Genomic DNA, 17,769 nt, shown 5'->3' with positions numbered 1-17,769 from the left:
AGAGCTACCGGTCAGAACGTCCCGACGCCGGCCCGGGCCAGGGAGAACCCGTTGCCGCTGGGATCGTGCTGGCAGTACATGCCGTCGGTCTCGCTGGTGCAGGTGAAGTCGCCCTCGGTGCGGGACTCGCCGTAGGGCAGCTGCTCCATGTTCTTCGGCGCCTTCTTGGGCTTCTCCCCCTTGGCCAGGCACGGCAGCGAGACCTCACCGCCGCCGGTCAGCGTGACGGCGTACCCGCTCGTCCCGTCGCAGTCCTCCACCGGGACGGGCTGCTGGTCCCGCTCGGCCAGACCGCAGGTGACCTGGTCGGCGTAGACCTCGCAGGTGATGTTGCGCGACGGCGAGGCGAACTCGGTCACCAGCTCGCCCGGCCCGGAGTCGGCGTCCTGCTCGGCACCGTCCTGACCGTCGCCGTCGCCGTTCGCAGCGCCCTCGCCGGCGGCCTCCGCGGTGCCCTCGGCCTGGGTGTCGGGGAGGTCCGATCCGCCCAGCGCACCCACCGCGAACACGAGGGCGACGACGAGGAGGACGGCGTCCAGCGCGATGAACGCGATCCAGCCGGCGCTGAGCCGACGGCCCCGCCCGCCGACGGACGGCTGCTGCGTCGTCCCGGACGGCGGGGTGCCGCCGGGTGCGGCCGACGGCTGCTGGTAGGCGTACTGCTGCGGCGTGTAGCCGTACCCGTACTGCTGCGGAGGCATCCCCGCGGGAACCCTCGACGGGGCCTGCTGCGGGGGCACGGGAGCCGAACCCGCCACGGGGGCGGTCGCGTTCCACGCGGTCGTCTGCGCGGCGTGCGGGGAGGGGGACGCGGGCGAGGCCGTGGACGGCGAGGACGCCCCCGGGGCCGGGGGCACGGGGGCGTGCGGACGGGTCGCCTGCTCGTCCGGTGTCGCCGTCGTCTCCCGCCGACCGGCGCCGCGCGGCGCGAACGACGGCGGCGCCGCCGGGGCGGCGGAGGCCCGTCGGGACGCCGCGGCGGGCGAGGACGCGCCACCGGGCTCCTGGGGACCAGGGCCGGGCGGCGGGGGTGGCGGCACCGTGCCGGACATCAGCTCTCCCTCCCGCGCCGGTCGGTGCCGACGCGTCACATGCACCGAGCAGGATGTCACGATCGCGTGTCGGGGGTCGAACCCTTCCCCCGGACACCGGCTGAAACCTCGCGAATCCGTTCGGTCGGGCACCCAGGAAGTGGCATGATCGTCGGCGTGCCGCGACGACCTCGCGACACGCCGCCACGACCACCATGCGAGGGAGCACCCGTGCCCGGAGAGAACCTGACCCGTGCCGAGGCGATCGCACGTGCCGACGTCGTCACCGCCGTCGAGTCCTACGCGATCGACCTGGACCTGACCACCGGACCCGACACGTTCGCGTCGACCACCGTCATCCGGTTCTCGGCCACCGAGGGTGCGGGCACGTTCCTCGACCTCGTCGCCCCGCGGGTGCACGAGATCGTGCTGAACGGCCGCTCGCTCGACGTCGACGCGGTGTTCACCGACTCGCGGATCGCCCTCGACGGCCTGGCCGCCGAGAACGAGGTGCGCGTCGTCGCCGACTGCGCCTACATGAACACCGGCGAAGGCCTGCACCGGTTCGTCGACCCGGTCGACGACGAGGTCTACCTGTACACCCAGTTCGAGGTCCCGGACGCGCGCCGCGTGTTCGCCACCTTCGAGCAGCCCGACCTCAAGGCACCCTTCCAGCTGTCGGTGACCGCACCCGCCCGCTGGCAGGTCGTCGCCAACCAGCCGACCCCCGAGCCGACCCCGGCCACGCACGCGACCGACACCGGCGTCGAGGCGGCCCGCTGGGAGTTCGGGCCGACCCCGCGCATCTCCACCTACCTCGTGGCACTCGTCGCGGGCCCCTACGCCGTCGAGCGCGGCGAGGCGACGTCGTCGGACGGCCGCGTGGTCCCGCTCGGCGTCTACTGCCGCGCCTCGCTCTCCGAGCACCTGGACGCCGAGGCGATCATGGAGACCACCCGGCAGGGCTTCGGCTTCTACGAGGAGACGTTCGGCGTCGCCTACCCGTTCGACAAGTACGACCAGCTGTTCGTGCCCGAGTACAACATGGGCGCGATGGAGAACCCGGGCTGCGTCACCTTCACCGAGTCCTACGTGTTCCGGTCCCAGGTCACCGACGCGATCCGCGAGCGCCGCGTCGTGACGATCCTGCACGAGCTGGCGCACATGTGGTTCGGCGACCTCGTCACCATGAAGTGGTGGAACGACCTGTGGCTGAACGAGTCGTTCGCCGAGTACGCCTCCACCCTCGCCACCGCCGAGGCCACCGAGTGGGAGGCGGCGTGGACCACGTTCAACGCCATGGAGAAGACCTGGGCCTACCGCCAGGACCAGCTGCCGTCGACGCACCCGATCGTGGCACCGATCAACGACCTGGAGGACGTCCAGGTCAACTTCGACGGCATCACCTACGCCAAGGGCGCGTCGGTGCTCAAGCAGCTCGTGGCGTGGGTCGGCCGTGACGAGTTCGTCGCGGGTGTCTCGGCCTACTTCCGCAAGCACGCCTGGGGCAACACCGAGCTGCGGGACCTGCTGGTCGAGCTCGAGGCCACCAGCGGCCGCGACCTGTCCGCGTGGTCGCAGGCCTGGCTGGAGACCGCCGGGGTGAACACGCTGCGCCCGGCGATCGAGCTGGACGCGCACGGCCGCATCACCTCGTTCGTCATCGAGCAGTCGGCGCACGAGGACTACCCGACGATCCGCCCGCACCGGCTCGGGATCGGCTTCTACGACTTCGACACCGCCGGGAACGTGGTGCGGACGCGGTCGGTCCAGGTGGACGTCGACGGCGAGCGGACGGAGGTGCCCGAGCTCATCGAGCTCGACCGGCCGGCCCTGGTGCTGATCAACGACGACGACCTGGCCTACGCCAAGGTGCGGCTGGACGACGCCTCGTTGACCTTCGCCGTCGAGAACCTGTCGCGGATCGCCGACCCGCTGGCCCGCTCGCTGGTGTGGAGCTCGGTGTGGGACGCGGTGCGCGACGGCGAGACGCCGGCCTCGGCGTACGTCGACCTGGTGCTGGGCAACATCGCCGCCGAGACCGAGTCGACGACGGTGCGGACGACCCTGGCGCAGCTCGGCCTGGCCACCCGCACGTACGTGGCGCCGGAGCGGCGTGCCGCGACGCTCCAGCGGGTCGGCGACACGTTGTGGGCCCTCGCCCAGAAGGCCTCGCCCGGCTCCGACCTGCAGCTGCAGCTCGTGAAGTACTTCTCGGCGCTGGGGTCCACCGAGGACCACGTCGCACCGCTGCGCGGCCTGCTGGACGGGTCGGTCGTCCTCGAGGGGCTGTCGGTGGACACCGACCTGCGCTGGGAGCTGCTGCAGGGACTGGTGCTGCTCGGCGCCGCCGACGAGGCGGAGATCGACACCGCCCAGGCCGCGGACGACACCGCGACCGGTCGTCAGGCCGCGGCCCGGGCCCGTGCGACGATCCCGACGACCGCCGGCAAGGAGCGCGCCTTCGCCTCCGTGGTCGACGACTCGGACGCACCGAACGCGATCATCCGCGCCACGGCCTCCGGGTTCGTGCACGTGACGGACCCGGCGGTGCTGGAGCCGTTCGCGCAGCGTTACGTCGACGCCCTGCTGCCGATCTGGGACAGCCGCAGCTACCACATCGCCGAGGAGCTCGTGGAGGGTCTCTACCCGGCCCCGCTGGCCTCGGTCGAGCTGCGGGACACCGTCCGCGGCTGGCTCGAGACGCACCCCGACGCACCGGCGGCGCTGCGCCGCATGGTCGTCGAGGGGCTCGCCGGTACCGAGCGGGCCCTGGCCGCGCAGGCGGTCGACGCCGCCTCCTGACACCCCTCCGTGGAGGAGGACGCGGGCTCGGCCGGATCGCTCCGGCCGGGCCCGCGTCCGTCACCGCGAGTCAGCGCGATTCCTCGCGAGTCAGCACGTCGAGGGCCGAGTCAGGACGCCGCGGCCGAGGCCCGCGTCCGCACCCTCGCCGGTCTGACTCGTCGAGAACCGTCCTGACTCGCCGCCCGCGGCGCTGACTCGCGGGAGCCGGTGCTGACTCGCGACGGGTGGTGGCGACCTGCCTAGCGGGCGGAGGCCACCGCGGCGAAGAGCGAGCGGAGCCGGGCGTTGTCGAACAGGTCCTCGACCAGCACGTTGTTGCCCGCCGAGTCGCCGAGCGGCACCTTCCAGTTCGGGTACTCGGTGTCCGTGCCCGGCTGGTTCTGCGAGCGCCGCTCCCCCACGGCGTCGACGAGCTGCACCCCCACCAGGGCAGCGCGTGACCGGCGCAGGTACCGGTGCAGCCCCTCGACGACCTCGCGCTCGGACGGCGAGTCCCCGACCAGTCCGCGCTGGGACAGGGCCACCACGGCCGCCTGCCGTTCCGCCCGCGCCTGCGCCCGCAGGACCTGGGGGTCCTCCGTGAGCAGTCCGAGCCGGTCGCGCAGGTCGACGTGCTCCCCGGCGAGGTACCCGGCCGTGGGCGGCATGTCGTGCGTGCCGACGGTGGCGAAGGTCAGGTGCCGGTAGTCCTCCGGAGGGGTGGGCCGCCCGTCGGACTTCTCGAACCAGAAGACCGAGGTACCCAGCACCCCGCGCGAGGCGAGGTAGTCACGGACCCACGGTTCGAACACGCCCAGGTCCTCGCCGATGACGACGGCGCCGGCCCGGTGGGCCTCGAGGCAGAGGATCCCGACCAGGGCGTCGTGGTCGTAGCGCACGTAGGTGCCCTCGGTCGGGCGCATGCCGTCCGGCACCCAGAAGAGCCGGAACAGGCCCAGGACGTGGTCGACGCGCAGGGCGCCGGCGTGCCGCAGCGCCGTACGCAGCATGTCCCGGTACGGGGCGTAGCCGGCCTTGGCGAGCATCCGCGGGTTCCACGGCGGCTGGGACCAGTTCTGCCCCTGCTGGTTGTACATGTCGGGCGGGGCGCCGACGCCCACGCCTCGCGCCAGCACGTCGCCGAGGGCCCAGACGTCCGCGCCGTCGGGGTGCACACCCACGGCGAGGTCGTGCATGATCCCGAGCCGCATCCCGGCCTCGAGGGCGGTGCGCTGCGCGGCGTGCTTCTGCTCGTCGAAGACCCACTGCAGCCAGCAGTAGAAGTCGATGCGCTCGGCCAGCCGCTCGCGGGCCGCCGCCACGGCCGACGACGCCGGGTCGCGCAGCTCGTCGGGCCACGGGGCGCCGGCCAGCTCCTCGGTCAGGGCGCACCACGTGGCGAAGTCCTGCAGCCCCTGCCCCTGCGAGGCGACGAACGCCTCGTAGGCGGCCTGCCGGGCCGCCCGGCGGGGGGCGGTGTGCACGACCTCGAGGGCTGCCTTCTTCGCCTCCCAGACCGCGTCCCGGTCCAGCGCGCCGGCGTCCGTGTCCAGGTCGCGCACCGGGTCGGCGGCCCACTCCACGAGCGACCGGTCCGCCGCGGAGAGGTAGGCGGTCTCGAGGATGTCCTCGACCCGGACGTAGATCGGGTTGCCGAACCGGCGCGACGTCGGCAGGTACGGCGACGGCGTCATGGGGACCGTGGGTTCGGCCGCAGACAGGGGGTTCACCGCGACGAAGTCGGCGCCGGCCTGGTGCGCCGTCAGCCAGGCCAGGTCGGCCAGGTCCGCCAGGTCGCCCATGCCCCACGAGGTGCGGGACCGGACGGAGTAGAGCTGGGCGAGGACACCCCAGGCCTGGTGCTGCTCCAGGTCGTCGCCCAGCTCGAGCCGGGCGGGGGTGACCACCAGCGTGGCGGACCACTCCTGCCCCTCGGTCAGGGCGTGCAGGGTGTGCCAACCGAGCGGCAGGCCCTCCGGCACGGCGAAGGTCGCGCGCCCGACCGGGCGGCCGTCGACCTCACGCGGCGGGACGAAGACGTCACGCTGCTCCAGGTCCCGGCGACGCCGCAGCTCGTGCGGCCGGGCCTCGGGCTCGGCCCCGTCGAGCTCGACCCAGACGTGCACGGACGCGCCGTCGCTGACGTGCACGGCGACGTCGCGCGGCTCGCCCTGGCGCACCACGACGGTCGGGGGCAGCACCGCGCGCCACTCCTCGTCGCGGGCCCGGCGCAGGCTCTGGGACACCTCCTGGCGCGTCGTCGCGGCGATGCCCAGCGCGGTCAGCACCGCGACGAGAGTGGCGTCGGAGACGTGGGCGACGCCGCCGCCGAACTGGTGGTACTCGGTGAGCACACCGTGCGCCGCGGCGAGCTCGTGCAGCTCGCTGGGCGCATCGTCGTCGGAAACGGCCGAGGTCTGGTCGTCGAGGCTCACACGACGATCCTGCCACCATCGGCCCGGCCAGGCCGACACCGCGCGCCGATCGAGGCGCTTCCGCCCAGGTCGGCCGACCCGTCTGGCCGCCGGGACGGCCTACCGAGCCGCGTCGGCAGGACGTTACCGTGTCCTGCGTGCGTGATGAATCCGTGATCTTGTCCCTGTCGTCCGACACCACCCCGGCGCCCGAGCCCAGCACCTCCGAGGGGGTGCTGGAACTGACCCAGGAGGCCGGCAGCTCCTTCTGGCAGTGGTTCACCGGCTGGCCGCTGCAGGTCGTCCTCATCCTGCTGGTCGGCACGATCGTGCTGGTGGCGCTGCGCCGCGTCATCCGGCACACCGCCGAGCGCATCGCGACCGGCGGCGACAAGGCCCCCGCCACGTCGCAGCGCGACGCGAAGAGCTGGTTCGGCTCCCCGCTCGTGGAGGACGCCATGACCGTGGCGAACCCGCTGTCCAACGCACGGCGCGCCCAGCGTGCCCGCACCGTGGGATCGGTGCTCACCTCCACGGCGAACATCGTCGTCGGCGTGGTGGTGCTGCTCAGCGTGCTGTCGGTGGTGGGCTTCGAGGTGGGACCGCTGCTGGCCTCCGCCGGTGTGGTCGGTGTCGCCATCGGTTTCGGCGCCCAGTCGCTGGTGCGCGACTTCATCTCCGGCATCTTCATCCTCATCGAGGACCAGTACGGCGTGGGCGACTGGGTGGACCTCGGGTCCGGCGCCGAGGGCGAGGTCGAGGAGGTCCAGCTGCGGACGACCAAGCTGCGCGCGCTGGACGGCACGCAGTGGTGGGTGCGCAACGGCGAGATCCTGCGCGCGGGCAACCGCACGCAGCGCTGGTCGCGCGCGCTGGCCGAGGTGCACGTGCCGGTGGATGCCGACGTCGACGGGGTCCGGGCGGCGCTCGGCCGGGCCGGCGACACCGTCGCGCGCAGCGAGGAGCTCGGTCACGAGCTGCTCGAGCAGCCGTCGGTGCGCAGCGGCGTGGACTCGGTGTCGGACTTCTCGATGTCCTTCACGATCATGGCGCAGACGCGACCGGGCGCCCAGTGGACCGTGTCCCGGGCGCTGCTGCGGGCCGCGCAGGACGAGCTGCACACGATGGGCGCGGTGCGCGGCGAGCGCGTCGACGCCCCCGACAAGGCCTGATCGCAGACTGCTGCGGGCGGGTCCGGACGTCGCGACGACGCCGCGCCGGACCCGTCCGCCGGGGTCGCCGTGCCGTCAGGCCGAGGCGAGCCGTCCGTCGAGCTCGGCCGCGAGGTTGTCGGCCTCCGGGCCGACGATGACCTGGATGATCCGACCGGACCGCACGACGCCGAACGCCCCGGACTCCTTGAGCGCCGGCTCGTCGACCTTCCCCGGGTCAGACACCTGGACGCGCAGCCGCGTGATGCACGGCTCGAGCTCGACCACGTTCGTGGTCCCGCCGAGTGCTGCGAGGATGTTCTCCGCCTTGCTCATTCGGTCTCTCCCCAAGGTGTCGTCGGATTGCGCCGTTGCAGTTCCGTGATCAGCCTAACCCCTCGCCGCCTCCGACGGTGACCTCGGCCACGGTGGCACGGCCCCGTCGTCTGGGAAGATGTGCGCGTGACGACCCCCACCTTCTACGACGACGTCGGCGGACACGAGACGTTCGTCCGGCTCGTCGACGTGTTCTACGAGGGCGTGGCGACCGACGAGGTGCTCCGCCCGATGTACCCCGAGGAAGACCTGGGCCCCGCGAAGGAACGTCTGACGATGTTCCTCGAGCAGTACTGGGGCGGGCCGACGACGTACAGCCAGCAGCGGGGACACCCCCGGCTGCGGATGCGCCACGCGCCGTTCAAGGTGAACCCCGACGCCCGGGACCGCTGGCTGGCGCACATGCGCACCGCCGTCGAGTCCCTGGACCTGGCACCGGCCCAGGAGTCCCAGCTGTGGGACTACCTGGAGCGCGCGGCGTTCAGCCTCATCAACACCTTCGAGGAATGATGCGGAGCGAGGCGAGGGTGGGCCCGAGGAACGAGGGCCCGTCCCGACCCGAGCACAGCAGCATCCCGAGCAGCACCCGGCACCACCCCGCCCCGACGACCCGAGGAATGTGAACGAGCGTGAGCGACGCCCCCCACGGCCCCCTGGACCGGCTCCTGGCCGCCCTCGACCTGCGCGAGATCGAGGGCTGGGGCCCACGCGGCGAGGAGGACGTCTGGCGGGGTGAGTCCGTGCCCGGTCCCGGGCGCCGGGTCTACGGGGGCCAGGTCCTGTCCCAGGCGCTGCTGGCCTGCGGCCGCACGGTGGAGGACGACCGGCTGCCGCACTCCCTGCACGCCTACTTCCTGCGGGAGGGGGCGCTGGACTCGCCGATCGACTTCGCCGTCGAGCGGCTGCGCGACGGCCGGTCCTTCAGCGCGCGCCGGACGCACGCCATCCAGGCGGGCCGACCGATCCTGTCGCTGACGGCGTCGTTCCAGGTGGACCAGCCCGGCTACGAGACGCAGGCCGCCATGCCCGCCGACGTCCCACCGCCGGAAGAGGTGACCTCGGCGTTCGAGGCCCTGCGCGGCATCGACCACCCGGCGGCGCGGTACTGGGCGTTCGACTCGGCCTTCGAGCTCGCGCACATCGGGGGTGCGCTCTACGTGGGGCCCGCCGACGACCCCCGACCGGAGCAGATGGTCTGGATGCGAGCACGGCACGCGATCGACTCGGACGACCTGCTGCTGCACCGGGCGCTGCTGGCGTACGGCTGCGACCAGGTCATGCTGGAGCCGGTCCTGCGGGCCGCCGGCAAGTCCTGGGCGGACGTCGGCGGCACCGTGCCGATGGCGTCGCTGGACCACGCGATGTGGTTCCACCGGGACGCCCGGGCCGACGAGTGGCTGCTGTACGTCCAGGAGTCGCCGGGGGCGCAGGGCGGTCGCGGCCTGGGCCTGGCCCGCGTCTACGACCGCGCGGGCGCCCTGGTGGCCACGATCGCCCAGGAGGGCATGGTCCGCCTGCCCGCCTGATCCTCACCGCGTCGCGGCCGGCGCAGCGTTCAGGCTGTGCCCGAGGCGTTCGGGCGGCAGACTGACGAGGTGCGAACCGACGACTCCCCTGCCCCGGACCCGGTGACGGCCGCGGTCCCGACCGCCACCCCCGCCACCGTCGCCGTCACCGGCGTGACCGGTTACGTCGGCGGACGGCTGGTGCCCGAGCTCCTCGAGGCCGGGTACACGGTCCGCGCCCTGACGCGGAACCCCGACCGGCTCGCGGGCCGCCGCTGGGCCGACGACGTCGAGGCGGTGCGCGCGGACGTCTCCGACCTGGATGCGACGCGGCAGGCGCTCGACGGCGTCGACGTCGCCTACTACCTGGTGCACTCCCTCGGGACCGGGCGCACCTTCGAGGTGCGCGACCGCCGCAACGCCCTGACGTTCGCGCGCGCCGCCCGGGAGGCGGGCGTCGGACGGATCGTCTACCTCGGAGGTCTCTACCCGGACGTGCCCGAGGGTGAGCTGTCGCCGCACCTGTCCTCCCGCAAGGAGGTCGAGGAGATCCTGCTCGCCTCCGGGGTGCCGACGACGGTGCTGCGGGCCGCGGTGATCCTCGGCTCCGGGTCGGCGTCGTTCGAGATGATGCGCTACCTGACCGAGCGACTCCCCGCGATGACGACGCCCCGCTGGGTGGACAACCGCATCCAGCCGATCGCGATCCGTGACGTGCTGCGCTACCTGGTCGGAGCGGCCGCCATGCCCGCCGACGTCTCCCGCGGGTTCGACATCGGCGGCCCGGAGATCGTCACCTACCGGGAGATGATGCAGCGCTACGCCGAGGTGGCGGGTCTCCCCCGGCGTCTCATCGTCGGCGTCCCGGTGCTGACACCGCGGCTGTCGAGCCACTGGGTCGGGGTCGTGACGCCGGTGCCGTCCGGGATCGCGCGGCCCCTGGTCGAGTCGCTGCAGCACGAGGTGGTGTGCCTCGAGGACGACATCCGCCAGTACGTCCCCGACCCGCCCCACGGACGACTGGACGTCACGCGCGCCCTCGAGCTGGCCCTGACGCGCATCCACGACGGCGAAGTGACGACCCGGTGGACGTCGGCCTCGGTCCCGGGCGCGCCGTCGGACCCGTTGCCGACGGACCCCGACTGGGCGGGCGGGTCGCTCTACGTCGACGAGCGCAGCACGGTCGTCGAGGCGCCGAGCGAGGTGCTGTGGCAGGTCATCGAGGAGATCGGCGGCCAGGACGGGTGGTACTCGTGGTCGCTGGCCTGGAGGATGCGGGGCCTGCTGGACCGGATCGTCGGCGGGCCGGGACTGCGCCGCGGCCGCCGCGACGAGCACCGCCTGCGGGTCGACGACGCGCTCGACTTCTGGCGGGTCGAGGCCCTGGAACCGGGCCGTCGGCTGCTGCTGCGGGCGGAGATGCGGCTGCCCGGACTGGCCTGGCTGGAGCTCCGGGTCGACGAGTCGGCTGCCGAGATGACCGACGAGGACACGACGGGGCCTGCTCCCGAGGAGGCCGACGGACCGCACCGGACGTACTTCGCCCAGCGGGCGCTGTTCTACCCCCACGGCCTGCTCGGCCAGGCGTACTGGTGGTCCGTGGCCCCGTTCCACGGGATCGTGTTCGGCGGCATGCAGCGCAACGTCGCCCGGGCCGCCGAGCAGCGGGCCGCGAAGCAGCGGGACGCCGACGCGGGCGCCTGAGCGCCCCGCGAGCGCCGGCCCGCCGCGTTGTGGGCATGAAATCTGCAGCTCCGGACAGGTCCAGAGCTGCAGATTTCATGCCCACAACGGGTGGGGTGGGTCAGCGGCGTCGGCGGAACTCGATCGGGTCCTCCGCGAACCGCTCGAAGACGGCCCGCTCCTCGGGCGTGATCCGCCGCGGCCGACCCGAGGCGGCGTCGATCACCACGATCGTCGTCGTGGCCCGGGTGTAGGGCTCCAGCCCCGACGCGGGACCCGTCCGCGGGAAGCCGCCGTGCGCCCCGTCGTACACCTCGTAGCAGACCTCGAGGGACGCACCCCCGATCGCACCGATCCACATCTCCACGCGGACGGGGTCACGCGTGAATCCCAGCGGACGCAGGTAGTCGGCCTGCTGGCCGGCCACCAGGGTGTGCGAGGTCGCGTGCGGACCGGTGGCCAGAACCGCTGTCGGCCACGGGTCCTCGGCCTCCGGGTGCCGCCAGAACGCGGTGATCCGCGCGTCCTCGAGCAGCCGGAGCATCGCGACGTTGTTGACGTGCTGGTAGGCGTCGAGGTCCGACCAGCGCAGCGAGACGGGGACGTGCAGACGAGTCATGGCGGCATCGTCGCACGCTGACGGCAGGCGGCCGACCTCAGGCGGCGGCGACCGCCGCCGCCTCCCGGCACGTCGCCAGCGCCTCCATCTCGGCCGCCACCGGGCGGCGGACCTCGGTCTCGGCGACCTCGCTGACCGCGGCCCGGAGCCGCCGCCGGACCCGACCGGCGCGCCGTCGGGCACCCAGGGCGCCCGCCCCGCGGGAGAGCAGGGCGAGCAGCAGGCCGGCCACGATCCCCCCGAGGGCCAGTGCCGTGGGCCACGGCAGCTCGAAGGTTCCGCCGCCCCGGTCCGTGAGGTCCACGGTCAGGTCCGGCACGAGCAGCGGCGGCAGCTGGAAGTACGACAGCGCGGCCGCGAGTCCGAGCCAGCCGAGCCCCACCACCGCCGCGGCGAGCAGCAGCCACTGCAGCACCCCGACGACCCGCCACCACAGGGGACGACGTTCCTCCTCGAGACGCGTGCCCGCGACGGCCTGGTCCAGGGAGTCGGGCAGGCGGTCGATCGCCGTCGACCCGCGGTCCCGGGCGGCCAGCACCCAGGCGTCCGGCGCCCCCTCGGTGACGTGGTCGACGTAGGAACGCACCGCGGTCGCGGTGGCCGCCCGCACGCTCGGCCGGGTCTGCGGCAGGGACGTGCGCGCGAGATCCGGACGGTCGACCGGAACGCGCAGGTCGTCGCGTCGCAGTCCGAGCCGGCGCAGGGGGTCGTGGCGAGTCCGCCCGATCCAGCGGGTGACCGGCCAGCCGGTGGCCAGCCGCGCGTCCCGACGCGCCGACCTCCGCACCGCCTCGACCACGGTCGTCGCCCCGGCCGCGTCCTCGAGAGCGTCCACGAGCGCGCCCTGGGCACGGTCGGCGGCCCGGGCCGGCGGGGCCTGCCCGCTCGCGTCGAGGACCCGTCCGGCCACGGCTCGCACGTCGGCGGTCAGCCGGGCGGTGGACGCCTCGCGACGACGCGCCGCCTCGGCCAGCAGACCGCGCAGCGCGTCGATCCCCTGCCCGGTGCGGGCCGACACCGGCAGCACCCGGGCGCCACCCAGACCGTCGGCGGCCACCAGACGACGCAGGTCCGCGAGGAGAGCGTCCGTCTCCGCCGACGACAACCGGTCGACCTGGTTCAGCGCGATCACGACCACCTCGGACCGCCCCGCCAACGCGCGCAGGTATCGCTCGTGCAGCGCGGCGTCGGCGTACTTCTGCGGGTCGACGACCCACACCAGCAGGTCGGCCCGTTCCACGAGACGCTCGGCACGCACCCGGTGCTCGACCACCACCGAGTCGTGGTCGGGCAGGTCGAGCAGCACGAGACCCGTCGAGATGCCGGCCGGCCGGGTGCGACGCAGCACGCCGGTCGCCGGCGCCTGGCCCTCGACGGGTTCCATCTCGTGCCGACGCGGCACGTCCAGCCAGTCCAGCAGCTCGTCGGCGCCCTCGCCCCAGACCGCGGCGAGCGCGTGCGCCGTCGTGGGCCGCTGGACGCCCGGCTCGGCGACGTCGGCGCCGGCGACGGCGTTGAGCACGCTCGACTTGCCGGACCCGGTGGCTCCGGCGAGCGCCGCGACGGTGTGCTCGGCGCTCAGCCCGCCGCGTTCGCGGGCACGCTCGACCACGCCGCGCGCCGAGTCCGCCAGCTCGCGGTCCAGCCGCCCCTGCCCGGCCTCGACGGCACGGTCGAGCGCCGCGGTCCGGGTCGACAGGTCGGGGGCCTTCATGCACGGTCCTTCCGTCGCCAGCGCTTCCAGAACGGTCGGCGGGGTTCCTCCCCGGACGCCGTGGCGCCCGTGTCCCGCCCGGCGAGCGTCCCCGGCACGCGGGGGACCCCGTCGGGACCGGTCGGGGGGCGCAACGTCCCGGCACCCCGCAGCAGGCCCCCGCTCCAGGGCCGGGTGAGCCCGTCGGCCGGGCGCTCGCGCCCCGAACGTTCCGTCCGCGACGCCTCCGCGACGTCCTGCGCCGCGTCCCGGAGGCGCCGTCCGTCGGCCCGGTCGGCGCCGAGGGCGTCGAGCTGGGCGGTGTAGCGGGCCGCCTGCCCGCGCAGCACGGTGTCCACGCGAGCGGTGAGCCGTTCCTTGGCCTGCGCCGCCAGTCGCCGCACCGCGTCGTCGCCGAACACCGCCTCGAGCAGCTTCTGCCCGGCCACGGCCGTGCCGCCGGCGATCCCGATCTCCAGGCCGGTCAGCCCGGCGGTCGAGGCGAAGACGACCACCATGAGGCTCACGCCGAGGGCGTTGACACCGAAGGACAGGGCGCGGGCGGTTCCCCGGCGCCCCTCCCCCTGCTCGCGCACCAGGGCCAGGACGTCGCCCTGCCAGCCGCGGATGGCCTCGGCCACCTCGGCGCGCAGGTTCGGGGCGGTGCGGGACAGCTCGAGGCCGTCGAGCAGGGCGGAGCCGGCGACGTCGTCGCGCCAGTCCGCGTAGGTGCGTTCGGCAGCCTGCTCGGCCCCGTCGAGGAGCACGGACTCCAGGCCGTGGGCGATGGCCTGCTCGACCTGCGGCGCCTCCTTGGGCCGGCCCCGGAAGAACCGGCCGACGGCGTCGCGGACCTTGCCGACGCCGGCCTCGAGCGACCGGAAGAACTCGCCGGTGCCGATGAAGTCCTGCCACCGGGCGAGGACCTCCCCGCGCAGCAGGGCGCCGTCGGACGTGGCGGCCTCCACCTGGCGCAGCGCCTCGCGGTGGTGCCGCTCGACGGCGCCGCGCAGTCGGGCGTCGGCCGCCTGCTGGGCGTCGGCGGCGTCGGCCAGGGCGTTGGTGCGGCGCACGAGGTCGTCCACCACGCCGTCACGGGTGGCGGTGATGACGCGGGCGCGCGAGTCCGGGTCCCCGCCGACGCCGGACAGCCAGGTCGCCAGCTCGCTCACGGCGGACTCGGGCAGCAGCCCGTCGATCATCCGCTCCTCGCCGACGGCGCCCGTCTCGGGCACGACGAACAGCGACGCCTCGCCCAGGCCGTGCTCGGTCATGAGGCGCCGCAGGTCGGCGGCGACCTCCTCCGTCCCCGGGTCGACACGGTCGAGCACGAGGGCGACCTGCGCCCGCCGCGACGCGGCGGTGGTCAGCAGCTCCCAGGGGACGGCGTCCGCGTACCGCGCCGCGGTGGTGACGAACAGCCACAGGTCGGCCGCGCCGAGGAGCTGGCCGGCGAGCTCGCGGTTGGCCTCCTCGACGGAGTCGACGTCCGGGGCGTCGAGCAGAGCCAGCCCCTGGGGCAGGTTGGCGCTGGGCACCAGGCGCAGGGTCCGGGTCCGCGCCCCGGCCCCGTCGTGGTCCGGGGACGCCTCGGTCGACCCGCCGTGCGTCGCGACGCGTGCGAGCCCGGGCAGCACGCGGTCGGCACCGAACCAGCGCGCGTCCAGAGGATGGTGGACGAGCACCGGTGACCGGGTGGTGGGTCGCAGCACGCCGGGTGTCGTGACCTGTTCGCCGAGCAGGGAGTTGACCAGGGTGGACTTGCCCGCGCCGGTCGACCCGCCGACGACGGCGAGCAGGGGTGCGCGCTCGGCCCGGAGCCGGGGCAGCAGGTAGTCGTCGAGCTGGTCCGTGGCCCGCGCCAGGTCCTCGCGGGCGTGGGCAGCCCCCGGGACCTCCAGGGGGAGCCGCAGCGCGCCGAGCCGGGCGCGCAGCCCCTCGAGCGCGTCGACGAGGGCGGCGGTGGTCGCGTCCGAGGTCAGCGCCGAGCTCGCCGAGACCGGCTGCTCGGCGGGTGCGGTGGTGTCCTCGAGGGTCGACGACGGCTCGGCGGGTTCCTCCTGCGGGCCGGTCTGCGTCATGTGCCCAGTCTGCACACTCCGGACGTTCGGTGCAGGGACGTCCCGGTGTCCGTGTCGTCCCCTGCTGCGGCCCACCGGGTGACGATGCTGGTCAGGAGCGTCGTCGCTGCTCCGTGACCCCGAGCACGGCGAAGCCCGTGACCCGACGTCGTCGAGGTCACGGGCTTCGTCCGCGAGGGGAGGATCAGTCGCGGGTCAGGCGACGGTAGGTCACGCGGTGCGGCCGGGCCGCCTCGGCGCCGAGCCGCTCGACCTTGTTCTCCTCGTAGGAGGCGAAGTTGCCCTCGAACCAGTACCAGTTCGCGGGGTTCTCCTCGGTGCCCTCGTAGGCCAGGATGTGCGTGGCCACGCGGTCGAGGAACCAGCGGTCGTGGGACACGACGACGGCGCAGCCGGGGAACTCGAGCAGCGCGTTCTCCAGCGAGCCGAGGGTCTCGACGTCCAGGTCGTTGGTGGGCTCGTCGAGCAGCAGGAGGTTGCCGCCCTGCTTGAGGGTCAGCGCCAGGTTCAGACGGTTGCGCTCACCACCGGAGAGCACCCCGGCCGGCTTCTGCTGGTCGGCGCCCTTGAAGCCGAAGGACGCCACGTAGGCGCGCGACGGGATCTCGACGTTGCCGACCTGGATGAAGTCCAGACCATCCGAGACGACCTCCCACAGGGACTTGTCCGGGTCGATGCCGCCGCGGGACTGGTCGACGTAGGAGATCTTGACCGTGTCGCCGACCTTGAGGTCGCCACCGTCGAGGGGCTCCATGCCGACGATCGTCTTGAACAGCGTCGTCTTGCCGACGCCGTTGGGCCCGATGACGCCGACGATGCCGTTGCGCGGCAGCGTGAAGCTCAGGCCGTCGATGAGCTGGCGGTCGCCGAAGCCCTTCTGCAGGTTCTCGGCCTCGAGCACGACGTTGCCCAGGCGCGGGCCGGCCGGGATCTGGATCTCCTCGAAGTCGAGCTTCTTGGTTCGCTCGGCCTCGGCGGCCATCTCCTCGTAGCGGGCCAGCCGCGCCTTGGACTTGGTCTGGCGGCCCTTGGCGTTCTGCCGCACCCACTCCAGCTCGTCCTTGAGACGCTTGGCGAGCTTCTGGTCCTTCTTGCCCTGGACCTTCAGACGCTCCTGCTTCTTCTCCAGGTAGGTGGAGTAGTTGCCCTCGTAGGGGTAGAGCCGGCCGCGGTCGACCTCGCAGATCCACTCGGCGACGTGGTCGAGGAAGTAGCGGTCGTGGGTCACCGCCAGGACGGCGCCCGGGTAGGTGGCCAGGTGCTGCTCCAGCCACAGGACGGACTCGGCGTCCAGGTGGTTGGTGGGCTCGTCCAGCAGCAGCAGGTCGGGCTTCTCGAGCAGCAGCTTGCACAGCGCGACGCGGCGGCGCTCACCACCGGAGAGCACCGAGACCTCGGCGTCCGGCGGGGGGCAGCGCAGCGCGTCCATCGCCTGCTCGAGCTGGCTGTCGAGGTCCCAGGCGTCGGCGGCGTCGATGGCCTCCTGGAGCTCACCCATCTCGGACATCAGGGCGTCGAAGTCCGCGTCGGGCTCGGCCATGAGAGCGGAGATCTCGTTGAACCGGTCGACCTTCGCCTTGATCGGGCCCACGCCCTCCTCGACGTTCCCGAGGACGGTCTTGGACTCGTTGAGCGGAGGCTCCTGCTGCAGGATGCCGACCGTGTAGCCCGGGGAGAGGCGCGCCTCGCCGTTGGAGGGCTGGTCGAGCCCGGCCATGATCTTGAGGATCGTCGACTTCCCGGCGCCGTTCGGGCCGACGACGCCGATCTTGGCGCCGGGCAGGAAGTTCAGCGACACGTCGTCGAGGATGACCTTGTCGCCGTGCGCCTTGCGCGCCTTGTACATGGAGTAGATGAACTCAGCCACTGGCTTGCTTCCACCGTTCGATCGCGCTTCGTCTGGGGTTCCGGCAGGCACGCCGCCTCGCGGCGTGCGGCCGGTGACCCAGCCTACGCGACGGCGGCCTCCGCGGCGGGATCGAGGGCCTCATCGGGGTCGTCGGCCCCGTCGCGATCCGCCGCCGCGTCGGAACCGTCGTCCCACGGGTCGGCGGAGGCCGTCGGGCCGGCCGGCGCCCGCTCCGTGGCCGGGTCGTCGTGGGTCACCTTGGTGAACCGCGTCAGGCCGCGGGTCGCGTCGGGGCCGACGGCGTCGGCGTCGATGATCAGCGCGTACCGGTCCCGGCCCTCCTTGTCGACCCACTCCTCGGTCGAGGGGCGGCCCGTGACGACGACGGGCTGTCCCGGCGTGATCGACTCGCAGATCGTGCGCGCCGCACCGCGGAAGGCCTTGACGGTGAACCACGTGGTCCGTCCGTCGCGCCACTCCCCCGTGGCGGCGTCACGCAGCCGCCGGGTGCTGCCCACCCGGAAGCTCGTCCACGGCACGTCGTGGGCCGACAGGTGCAGCACCGGGGTCGTCCCGACGTAGCCGGTCACGGTCACCTTCGCGTCGCTCATCGCGTCCTC

At 73.6% G+C, this 17,769-nt stretch carries 13 protein-coding genes; 5 read left to right on the top strand and 8 right to left on the bottom strand.

Annotated elements, in window-relative coordinates; translation table 11 throughout:
- Window positions 1–11 precede the first annotated feature (11 nt).
- Window positions 12–1,052: a hypothetical protein gene (locus tag HLI28_RS11055; protein ID WP_171247590.1), complete on the bottom strand. Its 1,041-nt coding sequence runs from the start codon at window positions 1,050–1,052 to the stop codon at window positions 12–14.
- A 210-nt stretch (window positions 1,053–1,262) separates the two neighbouring features.
- On the opposite strand from HLI28_RS11055, the gene pepN reads away from it, so the two are divergent.
- Window positions 1,263–3,836, top strand: a complete 2,574-nt coding sequence (gene pepN / locus HLI28_RS11050) for an aminopeptidase N (RefSeq protein WP_171247589.1) — start codon at window positions 1,263–1,265, stop codon at window positions 3,834–3,836.
- Window positions 3,837–4,078: 242 nt separating this feature from the next.
- Here the strand turns inward: pepN and malQ are convergent, their stop codons facing one another.
- Window positions 4,079–6,253 (bottom strand): 4-alpha-glucanotransferase, encoded by a 2,175-nt coding sequence (gene malQ, locus HLI28_RS11045; protein WP_171247587.1) that lies wholly within the window; start codon window positions 6,251–6,253, stop codon window positions 4,079–4,081.
- Window positions 6,254–6,405: 152 nt separating this feature from the next.
- On the opposite strand from malQ, the gene HLI28_RS11040 reads away from it, so the two are divergent.
- Window positions 6,406–7,404, top strand: a complete 999-nt coding sequence (locus HLI28_RS11040; RefSeq protein WP_343035797.1) for a mechanosensitive ion channel family protein — start codon at window positions 6,406–6,408, stop codon at window positions 7,402–7,404.
- Window positions 7,405–7,479: 75 nt separating this feature from the next.
- Here HLI28_RS11040 and HLI28_RS11035 read toward each other — a convergent pair whose 3' ends face one another.
- Window positions 7,480–7,719, bottom strand: coding sequence for a PTS sugar transporter subunit IIB (locus HLI28_RS11035; protein WP_171247583.1), 240 nt, complete (start codon window positions 7,717–7,719; stop codon window positions 7,480–7,482).
- A gap of 126 nt (window positions 7,720–7,845) precedes the next feature.
- On the opposite strand from HLI28_RS11035, the gene HLI28_RS11030 reads away from it, so the two are divergent.
- The 3 genes from HLI28_RS11030 to HLI28_RS11020 all read left to right on the top strand — a co-directional run bounded on the left by HLI28_RS11030 (window position 7,846) and on the right by HLI28_RS11020 (window position 10,928).
- Window positions 7,846–8,229, top strand: a complete 384-nt coding sequence (locus HLI28_RS11030; RefSeq protein ID WP_171247582.1) for a globin — start codon at window positions 7,846–7,848, stop codon at window positions 8,227–8,229.
- A 119-nt stretch (window positions 8,230–8,348) separates the two neighbouring features.
- Window positions 8,349–9,245, top strand: coding sequence for an acyl-CoA thioesterase (locus HLI28_RS11025; protein WP_171247580.1), 897 nt, complete (start codon window positions 8,349–8,351; stop codon window positions 9,243–9,245).
- Between the two features lie 69 nt (window positions 9,246–9,314).
- Window positions 9,315–10,928, top strand: coding sequence for a DUF2867 domain-containing protein (locus HLI28_RS11020; RefSeq protein WP_171247578.1), 1,614 nt, complete (start codon window positions 9,315–9,317; stop codon window positions 10,926–10,928).
- A 100-nt stretch (window positions 10,929–11,028) separates the two neighbouring features.
- Here HLI28_RS11020 and HLI28_RS11015 read toward each other — a convergent pair whose 3' ends face one another.
- The 5 genes from HLI28_RS11015 to HLI28_RS10995 all read right to left on the bottom strand — a co-directional run bounded on the left by HLI28_RS11015 (window position 11,029) and on the right by HLI28_RS10995 (window position 17,760).
- Window positions 11,029–11,526, bottom strand: a complete 498-nt coding sequence (locus HLI28_RS11015; protein WP_171247576.1) for an acyl-CoA thioesterase — start codon at window positions 11,524–11,526, stop codon at window positions 11,029–11,031.
- A gap of 37 nt (window positions 11,527–11,563) precedes the next feature.
- On the bottom strand, window positions 11,564–13,240 hold the full coding sequence (locus HLI28_RS11010) for a GTPase (protein WP_171247574.1): 1,677 nt from the start codon (window positions 13,238–13,240) through the stop codon (window positions 11,564–11,566).
- Window positions 13,237–15,300: a dynamin family protein gene (locus HLI28_RS11005; RefSeq protein ID WP_171247572.1), complete on the bottom strand. Its 2,064-nt coding sequence runs from the start codon at window positions 15,298–15,300 to the stop codon at window positions 13,237–13,239. Before HLI28_RS11005 ends, HLI28_RS11010 begins: the two co-directional genes overlap by 4 nt.
- A 184-nt stretch (window positions 15,301–15,484) precedes the next feature.
- Complete coding sequence (ettA, locus tag HLI28_RS11000; protein WP_171247571.1) at window positions 15,485–17,167, bottom strand: energy-dependent translational throttle protein EttA; 1,683 nt, start codon at window positions 17,165–17,167, stop codon at window positions 15,485–15,487.
- An 83-nt stretch (window positions 17,168–17,250) separates the two neighbouring features.
- On the bottom strand, window positions 17,251–17,760 hold the full coding sequence (locus HLI28_RS10995) for a single-stranded DNA-binding protein (RefSeq protein WP_171247570.1): 510 nt from the start codon (window positions 17,758–17,760) through the stop codon (window positions 17,251–17,253).
- Window positions 17,761–17,769: the final 9 nt, after the last annotated feature.

The organism is Isoptericola sediminis (genome assembly GCF_013085345.1).
Classification (GTDB): domain Bacteria; phylum Actinomycetota; class Actinomycetes; order Actinomycetales; family Cellulomonadaceae; genus Isoptericola; species Isoptericola sediminis.
The sequence above is the reverse complement of the archived record's forward strand: the minus strand, read 5'-3'. Positions and strand labels throughout refer to the sequence as shown.